We start from the raw sequence: 17952 nt of genomic DNA, 5'->3' as shown, positions 1-17952 counted from the left end.
GGATATCTGCAACGTGGGCCATGGTTGATGAAAACGATTTTCTCGCCGAAACAACAGGAACACCAGGGTCAATTCGAATTTTACAACGGCGCTGTTGTTGAAGGTTACGAGAACACGTCGCGCGCAACCTTCATAACAAGCCGGATCGAAGAGGTGCGTCTCGGGCCTGTCCTTGACCCACGACCGCATTCCTTAGACACCGCCAAACGGATTCACTCAACTGCCTATCTCGATTTTACAGCGTCAGCGTGGCACCTTTGGCGGGAAGCTGGACGCACGGGTACAGCTCTTCCTTACGCTTGGCCGGCGAGAGGCAGGTATAAGGATATTGCGCCCGACTCTATCGATGCTTTGCTCGGACTATATTCGATCGATGCCAGTACAGGCTTTGTTGAAGGCACCTGGGATGCTGTCAGAGCTTCGCATGACAGTGCCCTTACTGCGGCAGATTTGATCATCGAGGGGGAACAGGCTTGTTTTGCCCTTTGCCGCCCCCCCGGCCACCACGCCGGAACCGATTTCAATGGCGGCTACTGTTTCCTCAACAATGCTGCCATCGCCGCGCAACGCCTGCTGGACGCCGGCGCTTCGCGAGTGACAATTCTCGACATCGACTATCACCATGGGAACGGCACACAAGAGATATTCTACATGCGCGATGATGTTCAGGTTGTCAGCCTTCACGCCGATCCCCGCAACGATTATCCATTTTTTGCTGGTTATGCGGATGAACGAGGTTCCGGCAGCGGAGAAGGGTTCAACCTCAACATACCGCTCCCAGATGGCACCGACTGGGCGCAATGGGAGAGCGCACTAGAATTCGCGCTTGGCAGCATCCGGCAGCGCGGCCCTGACGTAGTCGTCATCTCCCTTGGCGTTGACACCTTCGAGGGCGATCCGATCAGTCGCTTCCGGCTATCGCACAGCCATTTTCCTCTTATTGGCGCCCACCTGGCCGGCCTTGGGACGAAAACCTTGTTCGTTCTGGAGGGCGGCTATGCTGTCGAAGACATCGGCGTAAACGTCGTCGGGGTTCTTTCTGGCTATGAGGATGCCATCCGCCGTTGAGGCACTGGCTGCAACGAACAACAATGTTACTGGAGGAATCATGCAGTCCGACAACGCACTGAAATTCTATATCGACGGTCGATGGGTGATGCCGAGCGGCGCTGAGCGAATGGACGTGATCAATCCTGCAAACGAACATCCGTTCATGCAGATCGCGATCGGCACCACCGAAGACGCCGACTTGGCGGTGCAAGCGGCCTTCGAGGCCTTCCCGACCTTCTCGCAGACAAGCAAGAGCGAGAGGTTGGAACTCCTGCGCAATGTTCTACGATGCTACAATGATCGCTACGAAGATATCGCGCAGGCCGTCAGCACCGAACTCGGTGCACCTTTGAAATTTTCCCGCGAGGCGCAAGCCTGGGCTGGACAGGTTCATCTGGAATCGACAATCGCGGCTCTTGAAGCATTCAGCTTTGACGAGCACAACGGAAGCTCGATGATCACTTGGGAGTCTATCGGCGTTTGCGCGCTTATCACGCCGTGGAATTGGCCGCTAAACCAAATCGTCTGCAAAGTTGCGCCGGCTCTTGCAGCGGGCTGTACAGTCGTGCTGAAGCCGTCCGAGTTGGCGCCTCTCAGCGCGATGATCTTCGCGGAAGTGCTTGAAAAAGCCGGAACACCCAGAGGTGTGTTCAACCTGATCAATGGCACTGGCCCTGTGGTCGGACAGTATCTCGCCGGTCATCCGCGGGTCGACATGGTGTCCTTCACGGGTCCCGGCCGAGCGCCATGCAGAGGCGCTTGAGATCGCAAAACGGGCCGCGGCCGCCACGCGCGTCGGAGATCCCCTATCTGAAAATACTGATATGGGGCCGGTGATCAGCCAGCAGCAATTCGACAAGATTCAGGGGTTAATTGGTGTCGGCGTAGAAGAAGGCGCCATTCTGGTTGCAGGCGGACTGGGTAAGCCGGAGGGGCTGGATGTTGGCTATTACGCAAGGCCTACGATCTTTGGCGGTGTGACGCCGGAGATGACGATTGCCCGAGAGGAAATTTTTGGTCCGGTCCTCTCGATCATTCCCTATGACACGGAGGCGGACGCAGTACGGATTGCAAACGACTCGATCTATGGTCTGGCCGCGTACGTGCAGGGAGGCGATCTGGAAAGGGCGAGAGCTGTCGCCCGGAAACTGCGGGCCGGGTCCATCTACGTCAACTACGCGCCGTGGGATACACATGCGCCGTTCGGTGGATACAAACAGTCCGGGAATGGCCGCGAGTACAGCCATTGGGGAATCCGCGACTTTATGGAGGTCAAGGGGATAGTAGGCTGGGGGACGTGAGCGTCTCCCTCTGATACCTCAAATCCGGTGTGCTCGCCACGTGGAGATGTCTCGTGTGCCGATGCATGGTGAGGAGCAGAGCAAGCCCAGTAATGGCGAGTACCTGCCGAATTCTAACCCCTCAGCGTTTCAGACGGCGCCTCGCCGAAAAGCGACCTATAACGGAATGCAAAGCGGCTCCAGTGAAAGAAGCCCCAGTCCATGGCGATGTCCGAAACCTTCCGCGGCGCGCAACGGGCGTGCAGCAAGTCGCGACGGGCGCCGTTAAGCCGAAGCAAGGTCAGCATTTTGTCGAGAGGTATCTGCGAGAAACTTTGACAGGAAGCCCTGAGATTAAAGACCGATACACCGAGGTCACGCGATAGCGATCTTACCGTGTGCGGCCTGTCCGGCGCATCGAAAATCCTATCACGAATCCTCTTATAGATTCTTTCGGCCTCAGCTATTTGCGGTGTTTCGCGCACGACGCTTTTCTGGAAAAGTAACTCGAAACGATCCGTGATGACGTCCGCGAGCACGTCATCGACGTTTTCCCTTGCGTAAGGATATGATTGTTGGCTCGCGGCTTTGAGCAGCGATAACAGCCAATCTGCGAGAAATGCCGCCTGTTCTAATGGAGCTTCGACAAGGTGCGCTTTGCTACTGTGGTCTTCATCGCATATGGCGTCGCGCCTCAAAACGAGCATCAGCAAATCACTACCAGCATCCATGAAGCCGATGCGATTAGTCCAATTTAAAGCGAAGCCCGAGACGCCGAGCGCTTTCTCGCCGCGAGCCAACTCACTTTCGTCGAGTTTCGGGTAGTAATAGAAGATCACGCTTTCTTCGGGCGCGGAAAACGCTTGTTCCGTGCCGACACTGATGGTCTCGCGCAAGATCTCCACACCGGGAAGCAGAATGGCAGCCGTTCGACCGTCATAGCCGCCGGTGGATACTTGTCGGTACTCTTGCCGCCAGCCCGGCAAGGACGTTTCCTGCTCCACCGCGTCATGGAAGGTGGTCTCAAAATACACGTCCCGCGTACCTCCAGTTACACTTTGATAAACCCGGTCAAGCCTATACGTGAAAGAAGCTCTAGCATTGCGATACTGCACCAACTCGGCCGGGTAGTAAACAAAGCCCGGAAATGGCATTCGCTACGAACTGCTTTGGCCGGTCCCAGCAGAGCCGCGTAGCCATCACAACCAGAAACGCGACTAGCCCAACATCGGACGTCGCTCGTTGCTCCCGTACCATGCTCCAATTTCGGCTTCATAGGCAAGCGCGATGCTCAATACGTCCTGATCGCAATAGGTCTTGCCAACGATCTGAATCCCGGTAGGCACTCCGCTTGGAGCGCGTCCCGAGGGTACGTTGACGACCGGGCAACGGCTGAGCGTGTTGAAGGGATGGGTCATCAACCAGCCGAGCATCGGCTCGACATCCTGCCCGTTGATCTGAAGCCCGTTCGAAGGCTCGAAATCCGCGCTGACGGCCGGGAGCGCCAGGGTTGGGCAAATGAAGGCGTCAAAATTCTCCATCGTCGGGCCAAAAGTCCCGTACATCTCGCCAGCGAGCTCGAGAGATCTCAGGTACTCTCTCATTCCCTTAGCACGAGCGCTTTGAGCGAAGGAGCGGGTGTAGCCGCTTAGCTCGTCGCCACGCGTGTCGAGATATTGCGCGACCCACGTTCCAAAGATTGACGCGAGATAATCTCGCGCCGCGTCCTCCGCGCTCAGGGTCCAGCCGAGATCGACCTCGACGACTTCGGCGCCCATGTCTCTGAGGCGGCCAATGGCGTCTAGGGTATTTGTCCGCACATCTTTGCTCACCTGTTTGAAACCGAGATCGATAGAGTAGGCGATCCGCTTCGATTTCAGGTCCGCAGGTTCGTTCGCTATTTCGATTTTCGGCCGGAGAGAGACCACGTCGAGGGGGTGAGGCCCACTCATAACGTTTTGCATCAGGATGCAGTCGGCAACGCTGCGGGCAAGCGGACCGGGATGGTTGTAAAAATCGAAGCCAAAGGGAGCGAGATCGGCATTCCGGCCATATGGCGGCTTGTAGCCGACCAATCCGCAAGCCGACGCAGGAATGCGGATAGACCCACCGATGTCTGAACCGGAAGCGAGCGTCGTGAACCCCGCAGCCAGTGCCGCCGCGGATCCGCCGGAGGAGCCGCCGGTGGTGAACTCACGGTTCCAGGGATTGCGTGTAACGCCCCACAGGCGCGAATGGGTAAAGCCGGCGCATGAAAACTCGGGTGTTGTGGTTCGGCCCATGATGACCGCCCCGGCATTGATCAGATGCTCGTTCACCGGCGATGTGACAGAAGCGACCTCCTCTTTGAAGATCAACGAACCAAATGTCGTGATCTTGCCAGCAATCAGGCTCTCATCTTTGATGGCCACCGGGATACCCTCCAATGGCCGCACCTTTTCGCCGCTGCGGTATCGCCGCTCAGCCTCTCTTGCCGCGGCAATCGCGTCGTCCGCATAGAGGAACGAAAATGCATTAATGTCGGAGCCGACCTCAGCAATGCGCGCCAACTGTGCGTTGAGAAGCTCGACCGGTGACAAACTTCCGTTTCGAAACGCCGCGAGGGCTTCGGTGGCCGGCAAATAGCAGAGTTCCAAATCGCTCATTCTTATGCTCCACGCGATGGCTTTCTGATCGCAGCTTGCGCTCAACAGGACGATCAATAAATTGCTCCGGTAGCATGGTCGGACTACCGGTCTCTATCCTCCCCTGTTTGGTGGTGGCGCCTATTTTTTAGGCCCTCAAAAGGAATGTGCATCGTACTCAACGGTGTCAGACAACTGATAGGACAGCTGGACCTCGGGCCTTCTGGTTGGGCGTAATTCTAGCCAGATGCGATTGGTGCATCAGGCGGCAAGTTGCGTAAGATCTTCGCCAGTCAAGCGCAGCGCGGCGGCCCGGGCGAAACTGTCGACGTGCTCCGTCTTCGTTGCCGAGGCGATAGGTGCAGCCACCGTCGGCTGAGCCATCAGCCATGCGAGCGCGATCTCGCTGAGGCTTGCGTTGTACCTATCCGCCACCGCTTGAAGGGCGTCGAGAAGGGCGAAACCGCGGGGCGTAAGATACTTCTCGACATCCTCCCCACGGACCGATCGCGATAGGTCCGCCCTGTTGCGGTATTTTCCAGAGAGAAAGCCGGAGGCGAGGCTGAAATAGGTGACCGCGGCAATGCCTTCCTGCACGCAGAGCTCCTGCATCGGCCCTTCAAAGCCCGAACGGTCATGCAGATTGTATTCGGGCTGGAGGACTGTGTAGCGAGGCAAACCGTCTACGGCGAGGGCAAAGGCCGCCTGCATCTGGTCCGCGTCGAAATTGGACGCGCCGATCGATCGGATCTTGCCGGCCTGAAGCAGCCTGTCGAAGGCCGAGAGTGTCTCTTCCTGGGGCGTCTTGGGATCCGGCTGATGTGCGAAATAGAGGTCGATAACATCAGTTCCGAGCCTGTGGAGGGAGTGCTCGACGGCCTCGAGGATCCACCCACGCGACAGGCCCTTACGGCCGTCGCCGCCCATATCGGAACCCACCTTCGTGAAGATCACCACCCGCTCGCGCATGCCCGGCCGTGCCTTGAGCCAGCGGCCGATCATCGATTCGGATTCGCCCCCGGAATTGCCGGGCGCCCAGTTGGAATAGACATCAGCCGTATCGATGGCGTTAAAGCCGTGATCGACGAAGGCATCGAGCAGGCGGAAACCCGTCTGTTCGTCAACGTTCCAGCCGAAGACATTGCAGCCGAGTACCAAGGGAGCGATGGAGAGGCCGGAATGGCCCAGTTTGCGTTTGATCATTGACTTCCTATCATCCGTTCAAAGTGTGGAACCGGGCCGGAGGTGCTTAGTATCCACTCATCGGGCTTGGAATACTGTCAGCCATTCCGCTGTCGTCATGACCCTTGCGAAGCCTGCGGCCAGGGTCGCGGCCGTGCCTGCCTTGATCGTGTCCTGCGCTGCCGTTTCGGATAGGTCGGGGCACCCAGTTGCGTCAACAGGGAAATCGACGAAGTAGTCGAGGTCATGCGCATCCCTCACGGTTGCCTCACAGCAGAAATTGGTCATGAACCCGGTGACCACGATCCGCTGTATCGACCTTTCCCGCAGCATCCGGTCGAGACCTGTGCCCACGAAGCTGGAATAGCGCTGCTTGCTGATCGTCAGGGCGCCGGTGGGAATCCTGAGTCTCGGGTCATCATCGACCTCTTCGGTGCCCGCGACAAATCCGAGTTCGCCCACCTCGCCGCGGAAATCGAACATTCGGCCGGCATCCGAGCCATCCGCGCGATGGACATGGCGGATGTGAACCACGAGGTCGCCCGCCGTTTCCGCCGCGGCCACGATAGCATTGATGTTAGCGATTACGTCGGCATTGCCGACGCAATGCAAGGGTGAAGCCGGGTCGGTATAGACCTTTTGAACGTCGATCACGAGGATTGCGCGCGCCATATCGTCCCTTCGGTTAAGCTGGTGCAACATAGTTGTGAAGGCCGAAATCCTCAGATTCCCAGCGCAATTCCGTCTTTCCGTGGCTCCGACGCGCCGGTGAGCGTACCGTTCTCCCAGTCGATGCGGATCGCCTGTGCGCCGCCAATCGGGTCCGCAGCGGGAGAGAAGGTGAAGCCCCGCCGTTCGAGTTCGGCTTTAGTCGCGCCGTCAATCGTGTGCTCGGCCTCCACTCTCGTTCCTTCGGACGTCGGCATTACGCGCGGCATATCGATCGCCTCCTGCATATCCATCCCGTAATCGAAAACCTTGGAGATCAGGTGCGCATGGCCAAGGGCCTGATAATAGCCGCCCATCACGCCGAAGGGCATCTCGACCCGGCCGTTGCGGGTCACCATGCCCGGGATGATCGTGTGCAACGGCCGCTTCGACGGGCCAATACGGTTGGGATGGCCGGGTTTGAGCGAGAAACTCTGGCCGCGATTATGCAGTATAACGCCAGAACGTGGCGCCACGAGGCCTGTGCCGAAACTGTCGAAGATCGAATTGATGAAGCTGACGGCATTGCGGTCACGGTCGACGACCGAGATATAGACGGTGTCGCGATGAAGCGGCATTTCGAACGGCGGCAAGTCGGTCAGCGCCTTCTTCAAGTCGATCATCGCCGCGAGCCAGTCGGCCAACGCATCCGACAGCAACTCATCGACTGGCACTTCCGCCTTGTCCGGATCGGCGATCCAGGCATCACGGGCGGCATAGGCCAGGCGTGTTGCTTCGATCTCGATATGCAGCCGGTCCGGCGATTGCGGGTCGCCGTGAGCGTCGAAGCGGCTCAGGATGTTGAGGATCAGGAGCGCGATGATGCCCTGGCCGTTGGGCGGGCATTCGTGAATCGTGTAGCCGCGGAAGTCGGTGGTGACAGGGGCTACATATTCACCGCGGGCATTGGCGAAGTCTTCCACCGTGTGAAGCCCGCCCAGAGAACGTAGATAGGCGACTATATCCTCGGCGACGGGACCACCATAGAAGCCGTCGCGTCCCTCGGCGGCGATGCGCTTCAGGGTTTCCGCCAGCTCCGGCTGCCGATGTACCTCGCCGATCTTCGGCGCCCGCCCGCCAGGAAGGAAGATCCGCGCTGCCGTCGCGTCGGCGGCAAGCAGTTTTTCTTCCAACGACCAATCGCGATGGACGCGCGGCGTGATCGCATAACCACCTTCGGCAAGGCGGATTGCCGGCGCGAGCACGTCAGCGAAAGGGAGGTGGCCGTGATCGGCGTGCAGGCGTGTCCATGCGTCTATCGCCCCGGGGACGGTGACCGCAGCGGGTGACTGGCGTGCCACCTCCGTCAGCCCTCGCTCGTCAAACCAGCCGGCCGTCAGCGCGGCAGGGGTGCGGCCCGATCCATTGTAGGCAATGACCTTGTCCGATCCGCCGGGCGCATAAAGTGCGAAACAGTCCCCGCCGATGCCGGTCGAGCCCGGTTCGACGACGCATTGCACCGCGCACGCGGCAATGGCGGCATCCATGGCATTGCCGCCGCCTTCCATGATCTGCAGCGCCGCAAGGGTCGCTGCAGGGTGCGAGGTCGCCGCCATCGCGTGGCGCGACACGGCAACTGATCGTGTCGGCTTCTCGAAGTTGCGCATGTGGTTCATTCTCCTGGTCATTGGCAGCAAGGTATGTCTCAGACCCGCGCCCGATAGGGCGTGAGCCAGGTTTCGAGCGCATTCAGCGCCGAGATGATTACAAAGTTGAGGGTGAGATAGATGGCGCCGGCTGCCACGAAGACCTCGACGGCGCGATAGGTTTGCGAGATCAGGTCTTGAGCGATGCCGGTGACCTCCATGAGGGTGATGATCGAGGCCAGCGACGTGCCCTTGACCATGAGGATGATCTCGTTGCTGTAATTCGGGATCGCCTGGCGCAGGGCCAGAGGCAGCACGATCAGGCGCAGCGTCAGAAGCTTCGACATGCCTGAGGCCGTAGCGGCCTCGACCAGGCCGCGCGGCACAGCCCTTATCGCGCCGCGCAGAATTTCGCTTCCATAGGCAGCTTCATTCAGACTGAGCGCGATGATGGCGCACCAGTAAGGCTCGCGGAACAATGACCAGGTTCCGATCGCTTGAAGCCACGGCCGGAACTGACCGAGACCATAATAGATGAGGAAGATCTGCACCAGCAGGGGTGTTCCGCGAAAGACTGCAACGAAGGCACGGATGGGCAAGACCACGATCCGGCGATTTCCCTGTTGGGCGAGTGCGAGCAGCAGGGCCATTAGGAAACCGATGCCCATCGAGGCTGCAGTCAGCTGCAGGGTCAAAGGCAGGCCAGCAAGCAGGACGGGAATGATCTGCAGAAAGAAGGCGACGTCGATCATGCGTGGACCATGCCTCTCCAGGCCCGCGCCTCGCCATACCGGAAGACGGAAGCGGTTACGGCGGCGATAACGAAGTAGAGCGCGGCGGCGGCGACATAGAAGATGAAAGGTTCCCGCGTCGAGCCGGCTCCGATCTGCGCCTGGCGCATCAGTTCGACGAGGCCGATGACGGAGATCAGCGCCGAGTCTTTGAGCACCAACTGCCAGACATTGCCGAGCCCCGGCAGGGCGTGGCGCATCAGTTGCGGTACGATGACGAGGCGCAGCGATTGAGATCGGGACAGGCCAAGCGCCTTGCAGGCGTCGGACTGGCCGCGGTCCACGGCCTGGTAGGCGCCGCGATAGACCTCCCCCTGGTAAGCGCCCGATATGACGCCGATCGCGAGGACGCCCGTCGCAAAAGTCGGGAGCCCGACGAAGCCGGCAGCGCCCAAAAACTTGCCAATCTGCGTCAGTGCAATACTGCCGCCGTAGTAGAGCAGGTATATCGTCAGCAAGTCGGGCACACCGCGAAATACGGTGCCGTAGACGTGGGCGAGCCAAGCGGGGACGCCGCGAGAAGAGAGCCGGCCTGCAGCTGCCGCGGCACCAAACACCGCGCCGAGGAGAAAGCCGAGAACGGATAGCGCAAGCGTAACACTGGATGCGAGAAGCAGAGCGGCTCCCCAGCCTCCCTTTTCCAGGCCCAAGAGATGCATAAGGTTGATCATGTGAGTCCTAGCCTTTCAGCGCGCTGCCCGGCGCAAACGGCCCGCGCCGCTCCGCCGGGCAGGTCCGCCCGCGCCTACTTGACCGGTGTCACATCTGTCTTCACCCATTTCTCCGAGATACGCTTGATGGTGCCGTCGGCGATCGCCTCGTCTATTGCGGTATTCAGCATCTCCTTGAGCTTCGTATCTTCCTTGCGCAGGCCAGCGCCTGTTCCCAGTCCGAACATGCCTCCTACAAAGCCGGGTCCGGCCAAGGTGTAATCGGCAAGTTCGGGTTTCGAGAGTGTCGCGGTGAGCGCCGTCTGCTGCGCAAAAATAGCGTCGATCCGCCCCGCGGCGAGGTCGAGGTCATGTTGCTCAGTCGTCTTGTATTCACGGATTTCCACGGTGTCGCCGAAATATTTCTTTACGAACTCCCCCATCATAGTGGCCGACTGTACGCCGACCACCTTACCCTTCAGCAGCGGCTTCAGCTTCTCGATCGCGGCCATGGATGCGGCCTCGTCGTCCAGATTGAACTTTTCCGCGGACAGGCCGAGCTTGCCGAGCTCGCTGTCCTTGGCGACCGCGAACCCACCCGGGTCGACCGCGTAGGGCTGGGTGAAGTCTATGGTCTCAAGCCGCTTTGGCGTGATGAACATGCCGGCCATGATCACATCGAACTTGCCGACCTTCAGCGATGGAATAAGTCCGTCCCAGTTCTGCGCGATGATCGTGCATGTGATCTTCATGCGCGCGCAGAGATCATTGGCCAGTTCGATTTCGAGCCCGTCCAGTTTGCCGTCGGCATTGGTGAAATTCCAGGGCGCATAGGCACCCTCTGTCGCGATGGTTATGGCCTTTGGAGCGTCCTGGGCGAGGGCGGTCTGGCCAAAGCCGAGCATGCCGAGTACTGCCGCGACCGCGGCCAGTCGATGAATTTTCATGTCAGTTCCCCTATTTTAACTCTTATCTAGCTGTTCCCGTCGCCCACACCGATCTGATTGCCGGTCTAGGGCCATTCTCTCCGGTCGGCGTTGATCACTCGCCCGGGGTCACGAACTCGGCCAGCATTGGCGCCGTGCCGAGAATATGATCCCGCATCACCTGTTCGGCGTGGGGCGCGTCGCCGGAACGCAAAGCCGCAATCAGTGCGGCATGCTCTTCCCGAGCGGAAAGCGGCTTCTCGATATAGTCGAACCAGATGCGCATATAGGGTTCGATCACCACGTGCAGTGCCGAGATCTGGTGGACAAGCTTGGGCCTATGACTCAGCGCACATATCTTGCCGTGAAATTCCTGGTGCCGGACCACCCAATCATTGCTTCCGCTCTGGCCAGCGCGCTCCATGCGGTCAAGCAGGCGTTCCAAGTCATCGAGTTCGTCGTCGTCGATCCGCGGCATCGACAACCTGACGGCAAGCCCCTCCAACACGGATCGCATTTCGAAAATCTCGTAGAGTTCATCAACCGTCAGCCCGGCGACGATGCAGCCGCGATTGGGACGCAGAACCACCAACCCGTCGGACGCAAGGCGCCGGAATGCCTCCCGCACCGGCATCCGGCTCATGCCGATATCGGCTGCGATGTCCTCAGGAATCAAGCGTTTGCCCGGTTTGTAGCGGCCGAGCCGAAGGGCCTGCTGAATATGTCGATACGCTTCTTCCTCTGCCGTCGAGCTATGCTGTCCAAATGAAGCAATGGAGGAAGACATCGAGGGATCACTCCGGATTTTTGTATCCAATGATACAATCATGAGCCTTCCGCTTCGTCAAGCTTCCTGACCGGCTTCGGTCTCGACCTGTATCGTTGGCTCAGCTGCGTAGGTGAGCCGCCCCCCGCAGATCGTGTAGCGCGGCGCGACTTTGACCATTTCGTCGGGCTCAATGGCTTGAAGATCGTGATCCCAGATGACAAGGTCGGCGACGAAGCCCGGTTTCAGCTGGCCCTTCCAGGATTCGGCAAATTCGGCATAGGCACCCCGGACAGTATAGGCGTCCAGCGCCTCCATAAGAGTCTGCCGATTGTCCGGCTGATCGTCGGTCCAGGGCTTACGCGTCATGGCCGAATGAATTGACAGTATCGGCGACACTGGAGAAACCGGCCAATCTGTCGAGAAGATCAGGTCGATGCCGGCATCGCGAATGGCGCGCCAGGCGTACGAGCGCGCCCAGTTCTCGCGGCCGATGCGCGACAGCGTCGGCTCGAGCGGCAGACCCATCTGGCCAGGGGGGACGGTGGGTTGCATGAGATAGGCCACTACCAGATCCTAACCCACATGGCAGTTCCATAAATCTGGTTACGCCACATTTACATGTAGCGGCTATTTAGTAATGCGACAGTTGGGCCAGTTAGAGATGCGACAGTCTCGCCTCTCGACGTTCTGGTCAACGCCAACGTTGGGAGCAAGGATGACGACCTTCAGCCTGGTCGAGACCATGAGCGGTCGGAGTCGTGATGTCCTGTTTGATCACCATGTCGCAGAAAGAGTTGCATCGCCTCGAAGTCATTCAGAAGATCCGCGACCGGCGCCTGAGCATTATCCAGGCCGCCGAGTTGCTTGATCTCAGTCGAAGTCAGGTTCATCGGCTGCTGCGGGACTATGACCGTTTCGGTGAAGCCGGCCTGGTTTCGAAGAAGCGATCCCGACCGAGCAATCGGCGCCACAGCGAGGATTTTCGCAATGCGGCGCTGGATCTGATCCGCGAACGCTATCTGGATTTCGGTCCGACGCTGGCGCGCGAGAAGCTGATCGAACTGCATCAGATTTCGGTCGCCAAGGAGACGCTGCGCCAATGGATGACCGAGGCTGGCATCTGGATCTCGCGGCGCGAACGTAAGAAGCGGGTTTTCCAGCCGCGCGGCCGGCGGGATTGTCTCGGCGAGCTCGTCCAGATCGATGGCTCGCATCACTGGTGGTTCGAGAACCGCGGCCCCAAGTGCGCCCTGCTCGTCTACATCGACGATGCTACCGGCAAGCTCTTACATCTGCGGTTTGCCGGATCGGAGAACACGTTCGATTACTTGCATGCGACGAAGGCCTATCTGCAGCAATGGGGCAAGCCTCTGGCGTTCTACAGCGACAAGCATGGTGTCTTTCGTTCGATCCATGCGTCGGAGAAAGACCGGACGAGCGGCCTGACGCAGTTCGGGCGAGCGCTTTATGAGCTCAACATCGACATCATCTGCGCCAACACCCCGCAGGCCAAGGGACGCGTCGAACGAGCCAATCAGACGCTGCAGGATCGGCTGGTGAAGGAACTGCGGCTTCGCGGCATCGACACGATCGAGGCCGCAAACCTCTATGCACCGGCGTTTATCGAGGATTTCAATGTCCGTTTTGGCAAACCGCCGCGCAATCCGAAGGACATGCATCGTCCTGTGGCCGATCATGAGAACCTCGATGGTGCCATGTGCCGGAAGGAGGTCCGCACGCTGTCGCAGTCCCTGACGCTCCGCTACGACAAGGTCTTGTTCATTCTCGATCCGACGGAGCTTTCCAGGCCCCTGGCGGGTAAGAAGGTCGTCGTTTGCGACTACCCGGACGGCCGCCTCGAGATCATGCACGAGAGTTTTACCCTGCCCTACAGAACCTTCGACACATTGCGGTCGATCCACCGGCCGGAGGTCGTCGAGAACAAGCGTTTGGACGACATGCTTTCGATCGTCGCTGAGCTGCAGGCTGGACGGGAACTGCAGCGCAGTAAAAGCGGCCCTCGCCGCACCGGTCAGACGGATCATATGTTTGGGATACCGGATGGCAGCCAGGGAAATGGTTATCAGAAGTGTGGCCGCAAGCCCGGCCGGCGGACGGACTTCATGAACGATCCGGAGGTGATTGCCAAACGACAGAAGGCGCTGGCGCGGATGGAAGCTGCGGAATGAAGGGTGAGGGACATAGTCTCAAAGCTAAAGCCGAAGGGGTGCGTCCTACCCGCCCCCGCTCCTCCCTGCAATCCGGCCCAGCCGGTCGGATCGGGGGCTGACCGGCAGGGCCGGGACAGCCAGAGCGTCGCATTTCTAACTGGCCAGCGGCGCCGCATCTCTAATCAGCTTTGACATTACACTGATACGGGAATTGTAGCGAATCATTCCATTATGACGTGTGGCACGAAACGTGATAGATTGGCCGTTATACGCGCGCGGTCTTCGCGAACGGCAAGACCGCAGGCGCGATCACCGGCAACCCAGCTGCCGAGCACAGCAAAGCCGTTATCGCTTTCGAAAAGCGGGGCATAGGCCTGGATAACGAAACCTTCCTCGCCGTAATCGCCCGGTGCGGAAAACGCTTCCCGCCCATCTCGAAAAATTGTGACGTTCTCGCCTTCTCGCGACAAGAGTGGTTTGCGCACGTAGTCGGTCAAGGTCGAAGCCGCCGGGTCGTCGGTGAAATAACTCGGCAGCAGGTTGGGGTGATTGGGGTGGCGCTGCCAGAGCAGCGGCAGAAGCCCCTTGTTGGAGAGCACGGCCTTCCAGGCGGGCTCGACGAAAACATCGCCCGAGCGGGCAAGTTCGCGCGCGAAAGGCTCGCGCAGCATGAATTCCCATGGGTAGAGTTTGAAGCAGCGGTCGATCACCCGATCCTTGAGGTCGGTGTAGCGGCCCTGCGCATCGATGCCGATCTCCCGAATGTCCAGAAGCTCGACGCGATGGCCGGCCTGCACCGCACAATCCATGAGGTAGACCGTCGTGCCGCGATCCTCCTCATTGTCGGTTATCGCGGCGAAATGGAAGATGGGCTCCTTGGGAAATTGATCGAACGCCTCGACAAGACTTTCCTGCAGGAAATTATACTGGTCCGCATCTTTGGGCAGAACACCCAAAGCGATCTGATCGGTCAGCCAGTTGAACTGGAAATAGGCCGTCTCGAACGCCGAGGTCGGGGTATCGGCGTTGTATTCGAGTAGCTTGGCCGGGCCATTGCCATCATAAGCAAGATCGAAACGGCCGTAGAGGTGCCGGTCGCGGCGCTGCCAGGACCGCTGCACTACATCACGCAGGTCCGCCGGAATGGCCAGCCTGTCGAGTGCCTCTTCGCTGCTCACGATCTCGCCGACCAGATCCATGCACATATCGTGCAGTTCCTGGCTCGGCTGTTCGATCTGCTTCTCGATCTCCTCGAGCGTGAACGTATAGGCGGCATCGTCGAGCCAGTAGGGCTCGCCATACATGACGTGAAATCCGAAGCCGACGGCCTGCGCCTTGTCACGCCAGTCAGGACGCGGCGGGAGGGTGATGCGTTTCATGTCATCCGCCGAAACTAAAGGACGAACGGCCGCCGAAGCCTTGCCGGGCAACGGTGCGGGTATTGACGTTGACCGGCTTGACACTCTGGCGCGCGGGCACAGTCACGCTGTCGCCACCCGAGCGAACGGTGGTTGTGACCGTCTGCCCAGAGCGGTTGCGATAAATCGGCGTCGAGCCATAATAGGAGCCATTCGCCTCCTGGCGCCGGCGATAGTCGTAATAGTCGCCGATATTGTTGAGTGCCGAAGACAGCATGTAGCCCGCCAGGAACGGCACGAAGAAGCTGCCGCCTCCGCCGGTATTGTTGTTGGTGACGGTATTGGCCGGCTGTTCGGTGCACTGGCCCTTGCCGTATTCGGCCTCGCAGGCGGCCATGCCGTTGAAACGCGGCGCGGTGGCGAGATGGGCGCGCATCGCATCCTGATAGCTGGCTTGGCAGACCTGCCGGTCCATGCCCGCAGCCACGCATTGGTCGACGGACGTGAACATTATATCCGAAGGGGCCTCCTCGCCGCACCCGGACAGCGCCAGTGTCGAGGCGGCGATGGTGCCAAGGGCCAGCAAAGGTCGCCTGTGCCCGCTCATACGTCTGCGCATTTTTCCCTCCCTCAATAGGTCATGCAGGCAGCGTTGAGCAGACCGATGACGAGCGCTATTCCGCCGCCCCACAGGCCCGCCGCGATATCACCGGCAGTGATTTTTTCATGCAGGTCCTTCATGGTGAAGTTCGCGATGTAGAAAGCAAGGATCTGCGCCAGAGTGCCTATCACCGCCCATATGATGTAATCGATGACGCTGACGGAATTGGCTGCGGCGGAAGCCAGAGGCAAGCTGAAACCGACAAGCGCGCCTAAGAACGCGGTGACGGCAGCAAGATTGCCCGCCCGGATCAGTTGGACCTCCTGTTGCGGCGTCAACCAGGTGTAGATCACCGCGAAAACGCCGTAGGCGGCGAGCCCGATGGCGAAATAACCAAGGAAAGCAGGCAGGCCCGCCACGTAGTCGAGCATCGAAAAAGTCCTCCGTTGAAATTGATAGGTCCCTCAGACGCGACGAACGTCGGCCGGAGCCAATCCATAACCGATCAGAAATTCCACCGAGCTGCCCGCCTGGCTCTGCCCAAAATCGAGGTCGCGCTCGACATTGATCAGTAGCATTTCGCGCGTCGAGCCAAGCGGGCGGTAATACAGCATGCAGGTCTGATGGATGGAGCGCTGCGTTTCACCATCGCTGACCTTTTCAACAAATTCCACCAATTGCGCCCGTTCCGGACCGTCGCCCCAGAACCGGTTATAGAGGATCCCGTCAGCATCATAGGATGGCTGGCCGATCAGGCCGCCCGGCCCGGTCCAGCGGTTCCATTCGCTCTGGCCGACGGGCACGACGCTGTCCCAAGGCTGATAAAAGCTGATGTCGTCGATCGCCTCACCCGGCTTACCCGACGCCGACATCACCTGAATCATCCGGTTTTCTTCATCGTAGTAGCGCGACAGAACCGTCGCGGCGTCGAGCGAAACCTCACCGTAGCCGGCAATGATGAACGGCCCGCTTCGCGGCAGCGGCATGGCAGGCTCGCCGCCCAAAGCATCGGCTTCGAGCGAGAGGAAATCGATCTCGAGCGCCCCGCCGATGGCCGCACTCAAGGGGCCGAGTTCTTCGGGTAAGGCCCCCTCGCTCTTGTTTCCGCCGAACCAGCCGATCATGTCACGTCTCCCATTCGAGCCCAGGCTATGGCAGCGGGATCTAGCCGAATTTCGCTGATGTAGTAAAGCGTCTCGCCGCCCCGCATCAGCGTCTCGTCCCGGCAATTAAGGTCCGTTACGCCGTGGCTCAGCATGCCGACGAGCGTCACATGGTGCCGACGCTTGAGGCTTAAAAACATGTCGCCATAGGAGAGCGGTGCGTGCAAGGCCGGCACCGCCAGGGAAAAGGCCGTGTCGGTGGAGGCAGCCGACAACAGCCGTGCGGCGATTTCCGAAGAACCCGGATCACGTGCGGAACGCGACAGAAGCTCCTCGGCGAGGGAACCCACCGCCTCGACACGCGGCCGACGCTGCTTGACCATCTGTGCTGTGCGGTCGTCGGCGAAATAGGCGACGATATGGGCATTGGGCGCATGATCCTCGGCGATCAGCACCGCGGCCAGCGTTTCATCGTCATTTGCGCCGCGGGCGATGACTGCCCGCGCCTGGGCCACTCCGGCCCGCAACAAAGCGTCGGCATCGGCAAGCCGTTCCGTGCGGACGTAGTCGGCATAATTGCTGGCGGGATTTTCCGGCAGATCCTTGGCGACCAGAACCGTCATCGGTTCGTTGGCATGCCGTTCGGAGTGCAGCAGCCGTAACGTCTGGTATGTCTGCCCCTCTTGCCATCCCAAAACGACGATATGACCGGTGCGTTCGCTGTAATCACCCAATCCGCGCATGCGATTTCTCCAAATCGTACCGATCGCTGTCAACAACTTGCCAAGAACAGCGGTAAAGATGGCGATGCCACCGGGCAGAACGACCAGGACGGTAATGATCCGGCCGAGGCCCGATTTTGGGGAAAGATCGCCATAACCGACAGTCGTTGCCGTAATCATGTAATAGTAAAGAAAGTCGACCGGGTTGCCGACGAGATCGCCTTCCCCGGCCAGCATAAAGAGCAAATAGGAAGTAACCAGATGCACAACGAGGATAACAAGAAGGGCTGACCACGCCAATTCGCCGAGCGACAGATATACACGCCGCAGTAATGAAGCGATAAATGGCAAGCGATTCGCCCCCGTTGCTGACCCCTACCCTACCGAAATTTATTTCGCGCGCTAGACCTTTAAGTTGTAAACCGATTACC

General features: G+C 59.5%; 17 protein-coding genes and 1 pseudogene. 3 read left to right on the top strand and 15 right to left on the bottom strand.

The features are described 5' to 3' along the window. The first annotated feature begins 27 nt into the window (after positions 1-27). Positions 28-1068: a histone deacetylase family protein gene (locus NL154_RS23145; RefSeq protein WP_434734271.1), complete on the top strand. Its 1041-nt coding sequence runs from the start codon at positions 28-30 to the stop codon at positions 1066-1068. Positions 1069-1108: 40 nt separating this feature from the next. Then, positions 1109-2351, top strand: a pseudogene (locus NL154_RS23140) (aldehyde dehydrogenase family protein). 113 nt (positions 2352-2464) lie between these two features. On the opposite strand, the gene NL154_RS23135 reads toward NL154_RS23140, so the two are convergent. The 10 genes from NL154_RS23135 to NL154_RS23090 form a co-directional block, all read right to left on the bottom strand. Further along, positions 2465-3364, bottom strand: a complete 900-nt coding sequence (locus tag NL154_RS23135) for a helix-turn-helix domain-containing protein (RefSeq protein ID WP_434734270.1) — start codon at positions 3362-3364, stop codon at positions 2465-2467. 183 nt (positions 3365-3547) lie between these two features. Then, a complete protein-coding gene (locus tag NL154_RS23130; protein WP_434734269.1) occupies positions 3548-4975 on the bottom strand; it encodes an amidase in 1428 nt (475 codons plus the stop codon). 240 nt (positions 4976-5215) lie between these two features. Further along, on the bottom strand, positions 5216-6157 hold the full coding sequence (locus NL154_RS23125) for an aldo/keto reductase (protein ID WP_434734268.1): 942 nt from the start codon (positions 6155-6157) through the stop codon (positions 5216-5218). 57 nt (positions 6158-6214) lie between these two features. Beyond that, positions 6215-6808, bottom strand: coding sequence for a cysteine hydrolase family protein (locus tag NL154_RS23120; protein ID WP_434734267.1), 594 nt, complete (start codon positions 6806-6808; stop codon positions 6215-6217). A 50-nt stretch (positions 6809-6858) separates the two neighbouring features. Next, on the bottom strand, positions 6859-8451 hold the full coding sequence (gene ggt / locus NL154_RS23115) for a gamma-glutamyltransferase (RefSeq protein ID WP_434734266.1): 1593 nt from the start codon (positions 8449-8451) through the stop codon (positions 6859-6861). Between the two features lie 38 nt (positions 8452-8489). Then, positions 8490-9182 (bottom strand): ABC transporter permease, encoded by a 693-nt coding sequence (locus NL154_RS23110; protein ID WP_434734265.1) that lies wholly within the window; start codon positions 9180-9182, stop codon positions 8490-8492. Next, positions 9179-9892, bottom strand: coding sequence for an ABC transporter permease (locus NL154_RS23105; RefSeq protein WP_168297908.1), 714 nt, complete (start codon positions 9890-9892; stop codon positions 9179-9181). Before NL154_RS23105 ends, NL154_RS23110 begins: the two co-directional genes overlap by 4 nt. A gap of 74 nt (positions 9893-9966) precedes the next feature. Beyond that, on the bottom strand, positions 9967-10818 hold the full coding sequence (locus NL154_RS23100; RefSeq protein WP_434734264.1) for a transporter substrate-binding domain-containing protein: 852 nt from the start codon (positions 10816-10818) through the stop codon (positions 9967-9969). A gap of 94 nt (positions 10819-10912) precedes the next feature. Then, on the bottom strand, positions 10913-11584 hold the full coding sequence (locus NL154_RS23095; protein ID WP_434734263.1) for a GntR family transcriptional regulator: 672 nt from the start codon (positions 11582-11584) through the stop codon (positions 10913-10915). A gap of 57 nt (positions 11585-11641) precedes the next feature. Further along, positions 11642-12130: an amidohydrolase family protein gene (locus tag NL154_RS23090; RefSeq protein ID WP_221098023.1), complete on the bottom strand. Its 489-nt coding sequence runs from the start codon at positions 12128-12130 to the stop codon at positions 11642-11644. A gap of 197 nt (positions 12131-12327) precedes the next feature. Between NL154_RS23090 and NL154_RS23085 the strand changes: the two genes are divergently transcribed. Then, positions 12328-13755 carry an ISNCY family transposase gene (locus NL154_RS23085; protein WP_434733963.1) on the top strand — a complete coding sequence of 476 codons (1428 nt, stop codon included), beginning with the start codon at positions 12328-12330 and terminating at the stop codon, positions 13753-13755. A gap of 203 nt (positions 13756-13958) precedes the next feature. Here NL154_RS23085 and NL154_RS23080 read toward each other — a convergent pair whose 3' ends face one another. From NL154_RS23080 to NL154_RS23060, 5 genes are read right to left on the bottom strand one after another with little or no spacing between them, the layout of a single operon-like run. After that, positions 13959-15116, bottom strand: coding sequence for a glutathionylspermidine synthase family protein (locus NL154_RS23080; RefSeq protein ID WP_221165082.1), 1158 nt, complete (start codon positions 15114-15116; stop codon positions 13959-13961). A 1-nt stretch (position 15117) separates the two neighbouring features. Beyond that, positions 15118-15714 (bottom strand): DUF1190 domain-containing protein, encoded by a 597-nt coding sequence (locus NL154_RS23075; RefSeq protein ID WP_210631940.1) that lies wholly within the window; start codon positions 15712-15714, stop codon positions 15118-15120. Between the two features lie 11 nt (positions 15715-15725). After that, entirely contained in the window at positions 15726-16127 is a 402-nt protein-coding gene (locus NL154_RS23070; RefSeq protein ID WP_210631939.1) for a DUF350 domain-containing protein, read from the bottom strand. 33 nt (positions 16128-16160) lie between these two features. After that, complete coding sequence (locus tag NL154_RS23065; protein WP_210631938.1) at positions 16161-16820, bottom strand: YjfK family protein; 660 nt, start codon at positions 16818-16820, stop codon at positions 16161-16163. After that, complete coding sequence (locus NL154_RS23060) at positions 16817-17872, bottom strand: ion channel (protein WP_210631937.1); 1056 nt, start codon at positions 17870-17872, stop codon at positions 16817-16819. Before NL154_RS23060 ends, NL154_RS23065 begins: the two co-directional genes overlap by 4 nt. Between the last annotated feature and the right edge of the window lie 80 nt (positions 17873-17952).

The organism is Rhizobium sp. YTUHZ044 (assembly GCF_051123975.1).
Lineage (GTDB): Bacteria > Pseudomonadota > Alphaproteobacteria > Rhizobiales > Rhizobiaceae > Rhizobium.
Note: the sequence above shows the minus strand (reverse complement) of the source record. Positions and strands in the feature narration are given on the sequence as shown.

Bases quoted from the DNA above. Each gene is read 5' to 3' on its own strand.
- NL154_RS23145 (WP_434734271.1), top strand. From the start codon at position 28: ATGAAAACGATTTTCTCGCCGAAACAACAGGAACACCAGGGTCAATTC.
- NL154_RS23130 (WP_434734269.1), bottom strand. From the start codon at position 4,975: ATGAGCGATTTGGAACTCTGCTATTTGCCGGCCACCGAAGCCCTCGCG.
- NL154_RS23125 (WP_434734268.1), bottom strand. From the start codon at position 6,157: ATGATCAAACGCAAACTGGGCCATTCCGGCCTCTCCATCGCTCCCTTG.
- NL154_RS23120 (WP_434734267.1), bottom strand. From the start codon at position 6,808: ATGGCGCGCGCAATCCTCGTGATCGACGTTCAAAAGGTCTATACCGAC.
- ggt (WP_434734266.1), bottom strand. From the start codon at position 8,451: ATGCGCAACTTCGAGAAGCCGACACGATCAGTTGCCGTGTCGCGCCAC.
- NL154_RS23110 (WP_434734265.1), bottom strand. From the start codon at position 9,182: ATGATCGACGTCGCCTTCTTTCTGCAGATCATTCCCGTCCTGCTTGCT.
- NL154_RS23105 (WP_168297908.1), bottom strand. From the start codon at position 9,892: ATGATCAACCTTATGCATCTCTTGGGCCTGGAAAAGGGAGGCTGGGGA.
- NL154_RS23100 (WP_434734264.1), bottom strand. From the start codon at position 10,818: ATGAAAATTCATCGACTGGCCGCGGTCGCGGCAGTACTCGGCATGCTC.
- NL154_RS23095 (WP_434734263.1), bottom strand. From the start codon at position 11,584: ATGTCTTCCTCCATTGCTTCATTTGGACAGCATAGCTCGACGGCAGAG.
- NL154_RS23085 (WP_434733963.1), top strand. From the start codon at position 12,328: ATGTCCTGTTTGATCACCATGTCGCAGAAAGAGTTGCATCGCCTCGAA.
- NL154_RS23080 (WP_221165082.1), bottom strand. From the start codon at position 15,116: ATGAAACGCATCACCCTCCCGCCGCGTCCTGACTGGCGTGACAAGGCG.
- NL154_RS23075 (WP_210631940.1), bottom strand. From the start codon at position 15,714: ATGCGCAGACGTATGAGCGGGCACAGGCGACCTTTGCTGGCCCTTGGC.
- NL154_RS23070 (WP_210631939.1), bottom strand. From the start codon at position 16,127: ATGCTCGACTACGTGGCGGGCCTGCCTGCTTTCCTTGGTTATTTCGCC.
- NL154_RS23065 (WP_210631938.1), bottom strand. From the start codon at position 16,820: ATGATCGGCTGGTTCGGCGGAAACAAGAGCGAGGGGGCCTTACCCGAA.